Origin of the sequence: Deinococcus seoulensis (assembly GCF_014648115.1) — a bacterium.
Classification (GTDB): Bacteria; Deinococcota; Deinococci; order Deinococcales; family Deinococcaceae; genus Deinococcus; species Deinococcus seoulensis.
Genome location: NZ_BMQM01000001.1, coordinates 374,208 through 380,426, shown reverse-complemented (window position 1 = coordinate 380,426; position 6,219 = coordinate 374,208). Strand labels below are relative to the sequence as shown.

Here is a 6,219-nt window from a genome sequence, read left to right as displayed (position 1 = left end):
CACCCTCATTCTGAGGTCAGAAGCCGTGCTGGACGTCCTTTTCTAAAACTGAAAGATGTCAGTCTACCAAGTTGACTTTTGGCACCCGCCGCTGCCGCGCCGTCCGGGGAGACGGACAGGCCGTAGTAGATCTCCTTGCCCTGCTTGAGGATCACGAGCGTGCCGCGCGCCTTTCCGGCGTTCACGCCGTTCATGACGCCCTGCTTCGAGAGGCCCGTGTCGGCCATCAGCATGTCGAGCGTCAGGTGCGCGAGCTGCCCGCCCGCGTTCCACCCGAAGGTGGCGCGGACGATGGCGAGCGTGACGCGCAGCTCGGCTTCTTTCATGTCGGCCTGCAGGGCGAACAGTTCGTTGGGGGTCTGCGTGTAGTTGGGGGCGCTGAAGCTCATGCGGCCTTCCTGGTGCGGGTGGACTGCCCGCTGGCGTTCGGTGCGGGTGTGGCGTGCTCCGGCAGGGCGCGGGTCAGGTGCTGCCAGCGGCAGGCCAGCAGCACGTACGGCACGGCGTACGGCAGGGTGCGGCGCACGTAGGCGCTGCGGACCTCCTCCCGGAGTTCGTCCAGGGTGGAGCCGCGCAGGGTGGCTCGGCGCATGTCGATGGTCACGGCCCGCCGGAACCACGGACTCCAGCAGGCGCTCCAGAACGTGATGCAGGTCAGCAGTCCGGTCAGCCGGGCCCGCTCGGCCTGCTCGGCCGGGGTGTCCGGACCGGACGGCCGCGCCGCCCGCCTGGAAGCCTTCTGACGGGGTGGCGGCGGCGGCACGGGGGTCTGAACTTCCGGGGCAGCCCACAGGGATTCCTGGGCCGCCGGGACGACCGCAGCCGCCCGCTCAGGTGGCGCCCTGCCTGCTTGCTCCCCGGCCGGGCCGCGTTCCAGGAACTGCGCGAAGCGGGCGGGGGAGACCTTCTCGCCGTTGTAGCGCAGCCGCTCGGTCCTGGCCCGGCCGGAGCGCGTCCGTTCCCAGGTGGCGCCGCAGCGGCCGCAGGTACTCGCGTGGCCACCGTCCACCGGGGCGGTCGTGGTCCACTCGTGCGTGCAGGCCTGCCCGGTGAAGCTCTCGGTGACGAGGAAGGCGTCCTGACTTTCGCGGCACTGCCAGGCGCGGAACGACGGGCTGAGCATCCCGGCGGCCGCGCCGATCACCTCACACTCCCGCGCGCTGGGCAGCCGGTCCGCCGTGCGCCACACGATCAGCATCCGGCGCTCGCCTTTCACGGCCGCCTTGACGTGCAGGCCGCCGGGCAGCTTGCGGTGCACGCCCGCCGAGGCGGCCGCACTCGCGGCGAACAGCTCCTCGAGGAGAGGGCGCAGGGTGTCAGTCGGCGGCATTCGATCCTCCCAGCAGCGGCGTGAGGTCCACGTCGTTCAGCCGCGCGAACGGGCCGTGCAGGGCGGTCGCGGCGGCGTTGTACGCCAGCGCGGCCAGCAGGACGTGCGGGAACGTCCCCAGGTAGATCTGCCGTCGGCCCTGGTGAATCACGGCCCGGAAGCCGCTCCCGAACGCGCTGACGCCCTTGAAGCCGGTCTTGTTGTTGCGGTGCGCGCGGCGGTTGCGGTTGTTCTCCTCGACCGTGCAGGGCCGCAGGTTCACGCGGCGGTTGTCGAGCGGGTCGCCGCTCACGTGATCCCGGTACCCGCTGCCGTCCGGGGCGCGCAGCAACTGGTGCAGGTTCACGGTGCGGCCCTTCGTGCCGGGCAGGTACGCGCGCGGGTACCCGCGCCGACTCAGGTGCCAGCGGTACCCGGACAGCAGCGGCAGGTCCGCGTCATCGACCAGCGCCACGCGGCCCTGCGCGAGCTTCCCGTACAGGGGTAGGTCGGCCATCAGGCGACCTGCCCCTGCGCGTCAGGTTGCCCTGCGACGCGCCGGTCACGTGCGGCGGCTTTCAGGCCCTGGATCTCAGCGGTGCGGATCTGCTCGAAGCTGGTGATCTCCCGGCCCAGCACTTCACCCACCCAGGCTTTCACGTCGGTGTCCCGCAGGCCGGGCAGCAGCGGCCCGAGCTGCCGGTGCAGGCGCGCGGCGCCCTCACGGGTGAGCGTGACGTCCGCCGGACTGGGCGCGGCGCTCAGGACGGCGTTCACCGGGGCGGGCGCCGCGTCGCCCGTCTGGCCGTGCAGGCACTTCAGCGCGGCGTTCAGGTGCCGCCACACGTCGCGTTGCACGTCCACGTCCTCCGGGAACCCGGCGCGCAGGTCCTCCAGGATCCGGACGAGGTGCGCGCCGCCGGGCGTGCGTTCCTGCTCCGGCCGCGCCCAGTCCGGTAACTCCGGAGTGGTGACGGGCTGGCGGGTCGGGTCGTCCCAGTCCGCCCAGACGCGCGGCAGGTCGTACAGGTACCGCCCGATCCCGAAGTGCACCGCGCAGCGTTTCAGCGCGTCGCTGGCGGCGGCTTTCAGGGTGCTCAGGTCACCGTCCGGAGCCTGCCCGAGGTCCTCACGGGCGACCCCCAGGACGGTCAGGCGGCCCTTGACGGTCGGGACGGACGTGCCGGGGATGACCTCGACGCGGAACGTCCAGTCGGCCGGGCAGATGGCGTCCAGGCGGTCCTGAACGGCCCGCGCGTCGATGTGGGCCAGCAGCAGCGCGCGGCTGCGGTCCCGGCTCAGCGCAGCGGGCTTCCAGCTGACCACGTGCGCGGGGAACGGCGCTTGCAGGCGCGGCTGAACGTCACCGAGGTTCATGGGCGCCTCCCGCGCGAGAGGGCCGCGCAGGTGGCGAACAGCCCGGCGAAGGCGATCACGAACAGCAGCGCGCACAGGACGCGCAGCGCGCCCGGCATGTCCGGCCCGAAGTCCGGGGCGAGGGTCAGCAGCAGGGCGTACGCGCTGCCGGTCACGAGCAGCAGGGCAAGGAAGCGTTTCACGCGCCCACCTCCCCGGCGCGGTCCACGAGGACGGCGGTCAGCAGCGTGACGGTGATGACGGTCAGGGCGAAGATCAGCACGGTGAACAACCTCCTCAGCGGCGCGAGTCGCACGACTCGCACAGAACGGACCCTTCCGGGCGCAGGACCTCATCGCACGGGCACAGGCGCGGGTTCGGCGCGCCGCACTCCGGGCAGCGCAGGGCGTCCGCCGCGTGCGGCGCGTGACAGCCGGGGTTCAGGCACCACACGCTCGGGCGGTACCCGCTGCCGACCGTCACGCCCTGCGCGGCCAACTCGCCGGTCAGCAGCGCGATCAACTCCTGATTGGCGCGGTCATGTCGGTTCACGAGAGGACCTCCAGCAGCAGGCCCGGCAGGGCCAGCAGGACCAGCACGACCGGCACCGCGCGGCTGCGGCACAGGGACTCCGTCGCGGACCGGCCGAAGACCTCCCGCAGGTCACGGGACTGGCGGCGCATCAGGCGTTCCCCCTGGTGTCCTCGATCTCCAGGCGGTTCACGCCGGGCGTCACGGTGCGGTAGGCGTCCAGACCGCCGATCTGCTCCTCGAGGGCCTCGGCGGCCCGGCGGTTGAACTTGAACGTCTCGACGCGCGTGAACACGGCGGGCAGCAGTTCGGGACGTGAACCTTCCAGCGCGAGGCGCAGGTCGCGTTCGTGGTACGTGGTGCTGGCGCGGCCCCTGACTTCACGGACGCGCAGGTCGTACCCGCCGGGGCGTTCGTTCAGGTCCGTGCAGGTGTTCAGGAAGGCGGTCTCCAGGTCGCTCAGCTCAGCGGTGAGCGCCTGCACCTGCCCGCGCAGTCGGGTCAGCTGGTCGCGTTTCAGGCGGATGTCCAGCAGCGCCTCGTACAGCTCGCCGGGTTCCACGACCGGGCGGACGTCGGTGGTCAGGTCGGTCACGCGGCCACCGCCGTCTTCAGCGCGGCCTTACGGCCGGTGCGGAGTTGCCGGGCGTGGGCGTTCTCGCCCCACCAGAGGGTGTTTCCCCACGGCCAGCTGTGCGGCATGTTGATCGGCGCGAGCCACAGGTGAACGCCGTACGTGTCCTGCAGGCGCGTGAGTTCTGCGCTCAGGGCGCCGGGTTCGTCCCGGATGACGGTCTCGCGCAGGACGGTGACGCGCCCGCTGGGGAGGGTGGTGAGCCAGCCGGGCGTGAACTTGACGCGCAGGTGGCCGTCCGGGGTGGTGCGTTCGTACCACGCGCGGTGCCGGAACAGGCGGCGTTTGCCGGGGGGGCTGGTGAGCGGCAGGTTCTGCGCCTGGGGGGTGAAGGCGTCGACCGTGGTGGACAGCGTGACCTTCAGTGGGGGGGTGGTCAGGGGGGCGGGGCGTGTCGTACGATTCATGTGTCTCCTGACCCCTCCGTGAGCTGTGACAGCAGCCTTGACCGGAGGGGTTTTGGCGTTGCTCAGTGGCGGCTGCGGGTTTAGTTGCGGCTCTGGGGCGGGGTCATGTGACGGCGGGGCTCCACGCGGTCGAGGTGTTCCTCGATGGCCTGCGCCATGGCTTCCTTGCGCCCGGCGATGAAGACGTCGAGGTCGGTGCGCAGAATGCGGAGCGGGCCGCCCTTGTAGAGGGTGATGGTGGCCAGCTCGCCGCTTTTGGCCAGGTCGTAGATCTTGCTGCGGCAGACGTTCAGCAGCTGCCCGGCCTGTGCGGGGGTGAGGACGAGCAGGTCGTTGGGGTTCAGGTCGCGGTTCGGGATCATGGCAGGACTCCTTTGGGGGCGGGGGAAGGCGAAGAATCAAAACTTACAAGAGGTTGTATATCGGATATCGCACAAGAGAGGGCCTCGGCAAACTTGACCAGGGTTTCAAGCGCGGGTTCATACTCCCCGCGCTCGACTGCGCTGATGTAGGCCTGCCGCCGGGAATCGCCAAACATGGTTTCTGCAAGTGAAATCTGAGTGATCCCACGCTCCTTTCGGAGACGCCTGATGTTCTTGCCTGGGTGTGCGTCCATGAGCTTATATATAGCAGTTTATCTATAAATAGGCAAGTGCCTGTCTGCTGCATTCCGGTGACCGGGAACCATTTCATACAATCTGACGTATATGCAGCTATGTATCTATCTCAGGCCGAAGTCCAGCGATCGGAGCTTTGACCGACGTGGCCACTGAAGATGGACTGAACGCCGCCGACGCCGGCGCACTCATCCGCCGCCGCCGCAAAGAACGCGGCCTCACGCAAGAACAGCTCGTCGACCGCACCGGCCTCAGCAGCCAGAGCTACCTGTCCGCCCTCGAAAAAGGGCGCTACCACATCGGCCGCAGCGAACACTTCGCCGCCGTCGCCCGCGAACTCCAACTCAACGAAGACGACATCCGCGCCATCAGCCCCGGCTCCGTCATCACCCTGCACCTCCCCGCCGCCCACAGCGCCGCCAGCCGCGGCTACCGCGTCCCCGACGCCCCGCCCACCCCCATCCCCGACGAACTCCTCGAAGCCGCCGCCCTCTTCGGCAGCAGCCCCGAACTCGCCGGACTCCGCGAACACCGCTGGCAAGCCTGGATGGCCAGCGTCCCCCACCGCAAACGGCCCGCCACCCCCGGCGAATGGCTCGACTTCTACATGCGCGTCAAAGACACCATTGACCCGCCGGAGATTGCGCACTGATGGACCCCATCATCCACGACTACCTGCAGTGCATCACCGCCAACCACGCCGCCACCAACTACGAACCCGACATGCCCACCCTCGCCAACCGCCTCGGCCAGCAGTACCGCCGGCACGACTACAGCTTCTACGACCTCACCAACCGCACCGTGTACGTCCGCCACGACGCCACCGCGCAGGAAGCCCGCGCCGACGCCGCCCACGAACTCACGCACGCCATCGGCATGACCGGCCACCCCAGCTACGAACAAGTCATCCGCCACTATCACGCCAGCGTCCCCAACATCGAAGCGCACCTCGAAGCCCTCACCGAACACGGCGCCGACCGCCTCCTCATGCCCGACGCACTCGTCACCGCCATCACCCGCCACTGCGGCCTCACCGCCCGCGCCATCTGGGAACTCAGCCGCTTCGCCAACGTCACCATCAACGACGCCCTCCGGCGCATCGTCCACGCCAATCCCGACACCCGGATTGGCGGTTTCTATTCCACCGGCGGCTACGTCCAGGCCGCCCACACCCTCAACTGGTGGATGCCCTTCTGGATCGGCGACCGCATCCCCGAACCCCACCTCCTCCTCCAACACGGCGCCACCACCTACCGCGTCCCCGGCAAACCACGCCACCTGCTCGGCCTCGTCGTCATCAACGACTACGAAGCCGCCTGAGCTGCCCCCCACCCCACACGCGGGCCCCCACCCCCGCCCAGCGCC

The 6,219-nt window shown here is 69.7% G+C and carries 12 protein-coding genes and 1 pseudogene; 2 read left to right on the top strand and 11 right to left on the bottom strand.

The annotated features are described in order from the left end of the window. Nucleotides 1-5 precede the first annotated feature (5 nt). The 11 genes and pseudogenes from IEY70_RS01790 to IEY70_RS21400 form a co-directional block, all read right to left on the bottom strand. A complete protein-coding gene (locus tag IEY70_RS01790; protein WP_189063245.1) occupies nucleotides 6-389 on the bottom strand; it encodes a hypothetical protein in 384 nt (127 codons plus the stop codon). Further along, the gene (locus IEY70_RS01785) at nucleotides 386-1,330 is read right to left on the bottom strand and encodes a hypothetical protein (RefSeq protein WP_189063244.1); all 945 of its coding nucleotides are present in this window, start codon (nucleotides 1,328-1,330) and stop codon (nucleotides 386-388) included. The genes IEY70_RS01790 and IEY70_RS01785 overlap by 4 nt, the downstream gene beginning before the upstream one ends. Then, entirely contained in the window at nucleotides 1,317-1,826 is a 510-nt protein-coding gene (locus tag IEY70_RS01780; protein ID WP_189063243.1) for a hypothetical protein, read from the bottom strand. Before IEY70_RS01780 ends, IEY70_RS01785 begins: the two co-directional genes overlap by 14 nt. A 269-nt stretch (nucleotides 1,827-2,095) precedes the next feature. Continuing rightward, nucleotides 2,096-2,686, bottom strand: a pseudogene (locus IEY70_RS01775) (Rad52/Rad22 family DNA repair protein); the annotation flags it as partial. Then, nucleotides 2,683-2,868 carry a hypothetical protein gene (locus IEY70_RS01770; protein WP_189063241.1) on the bottom strand — a complete coding sequence of 62 codons (186 nt, stop codon included), beginning with the start codon at nucleotides 2,866-2,868 and terminating at the stop codon, nucleotides 2,683-2,685. The gene IEY70_RS01770 and the pseudogene IEY70_RS01775, both read right to left, overlap by 4 nt. Nucleotides 2,869-2,962: 94 nt before the next feature. After that, nucleotides 2,963-3,217, bottom strand: a complete 255-nt coding sequence (locus IEY70_RS01765) for a hypothetical protein (RefSeq protein ID WP_189063240.1) — start codon at nucleotides 3,215-3,217, stop codon at nucleotides 2,963-2,965. Further along, nucleotides 3,214-3,348 carry a hypothetical protein gene (locus IEY70_RS21230; RefSeq protein ID WP_268243894.1) on the bottom strand — a complete coding sequence of 45 codons (135 nt, stop codon included), beginning with the start codon at nucleotides 3,346-3,348 and terminating at the stop codon, nucleotides 3,214-3,216. Before IEY70_RS21230 ends, IEY70_RS01765 begins: the two co-directional genes overlap by 4 nt. Further along, complete coding sequence (locus tag IEY70_RS01760; protein ID WP_189063239.1) at nucleotides 3,348-3,791, bottom strand: hypothetical protein; 444 nt, start codon at nucleotides 3,789-3,791, stop codon at nucleotides 3,348-3,350. The genes IEY70_RS21230 and IEY70_RS01760 overlap by 1 nt, the downstream gene beginning before the upstream one ends. After that, nucleotides 3,788-4,237, bottom strand: coding sequence for a hypothetical protein (locus IEY70_RS01755; RefSeq protein WP_189063238.1), 450 nt, complete (start codon nucleotides 4,235-4,237; stop codon nucleotides 3,788-3,790). The genes IEY70_RS01760 and IEY70_RS01755 overlap by 4 nt, the downstream gene beginning before the upstream one ends. A gap of 80 nt (nucleotides 4,238-4,317) precedes the next feature. Continuing rightward, nucleotides 4,318-4,599 (bottom strand): helix-turn-helix domain-containing protein, encoded by a 282-nt coding sequence (locus tag IEY70_RS01750; protein WP_189063237.1) that lies wholly within the window; start codon nucleotides 4,597-4,599, stop codon nucleotides 4,318-4,320. Next, the gene (locus IEY70_RS21400) at nucleotides 4,596-4,853 is read right to left on the bottom strand and encodes a helix-turn-helix transcriptional regulator (protein WP_189063236.1); all 258 of its coding nucleotides are present in this window, start codon (nucleotides 4,851-4,853) and stop codon (nucleotides 4,596-4,598) included. The genes IEY70_RS01750 and IEY70_RS21400 overlap by 4 nt, the downstream gene beginning before the upstream one ends. A gap of 146 nt (nucleotides 4,854-4,999) precedes the next feature. On the opposite strand from IEY70_RS21400, the gene IEY70_RS01740 reads away from it, so the two are divergent. Both IEY70_RS01740 and IEY70_RS01735 read left to right on the top strand, forming a co-directional pair. Continuing rightward, the gene (locus IEY70_RS01740; protein ID WP_229777552.1) at nucleotides 5,000-5,506 is read left to right on the top strand and encodes a helix-turn-helix domain-containing protein; all 507 of its coding nucleotides are present in this window, start codon (nucleotides 5,000-5,002) and stop codon (nucleotides 5,504-5,506) included. Continuing rightward, on the top strand, nucleotides 5,506-6,174 hold the full coding sequence (locus IEY70_RS01735) for a hypothetical protein (RefSeq protein WP_189063234.1): 669 nt from the start codon (nucleotides 5,506-5,508) through the stop codon (nucleotides 6,172-6,174). The genes IEY70_RS01740 and IEY70_RS01735 overlap by 1 nt, the downstream gene beginning before the upstream one ends. Nucleotides 6,175-6,219: the final 45 nt, after the last annotated feature.

Excerpts from the sequence above, each read along its gene's own strand:
- IEY70_RS01790 (WP_189063245.1), bottom strand. The coding sequence starts at position 389 with ATGAGCTTCAGCGCCCCCAACTACACGCAGACCCCCAACGAACTGTTC.
- IEY70_RS01785 (WP_189063244.1), bottom strand. The coding sequence starts at position 1,330 with ATGCCGCCGACTGACACCCTGCGCCCTCTCCTCGAGGAGCTGTTCGCC.
- IEY70_RS01780 (WP_189063243.1), bottom strand. The coding sequence starts at position 1,826 with ATGGCCGACCTACCCCTGTACGGGAAGCTCGCGCAGGGCCGCGTGGCG.
- IEY70_RS21230 (WP_268243894.1), bottom strand. The coding sequence starts at position 3,348 with ATGCGCCGCCAGTCCCGTGACCTGCGGGAGGTCTTCGGCCGGTCCGCG.
- IEY70_RS01755 (WP_189063238.1), bottom strand. The coding sequence starts at position 4,237 with ATGAATCGTACGACACGCCCCGCCCCCCTGACCACCCCCCCACTGAAG.
- IEY70_RS01750 (WP_189063237.1), bottom strand. The coding sequence starts at position 4,599 with ATGATCCCGAACCGCGACCTGAACCCCAACGACCTGCTCGTCCTCACC.
- IEY70_RS21400 (WP_189063236.1), bottom strand. The coding sequence starts at position 4,853 with ATGGACGCACACCCAGGCAAGAACATCAGGCGTCTCCGAAAGGAGCGT.
- IEY70_RS01735 (WP_189063234.1), top strand. The coding sequence starts at position 5,506 with ATGGACCCCATCATCCACGACTACCTGCAGTGCATCACCGCCAACCAC.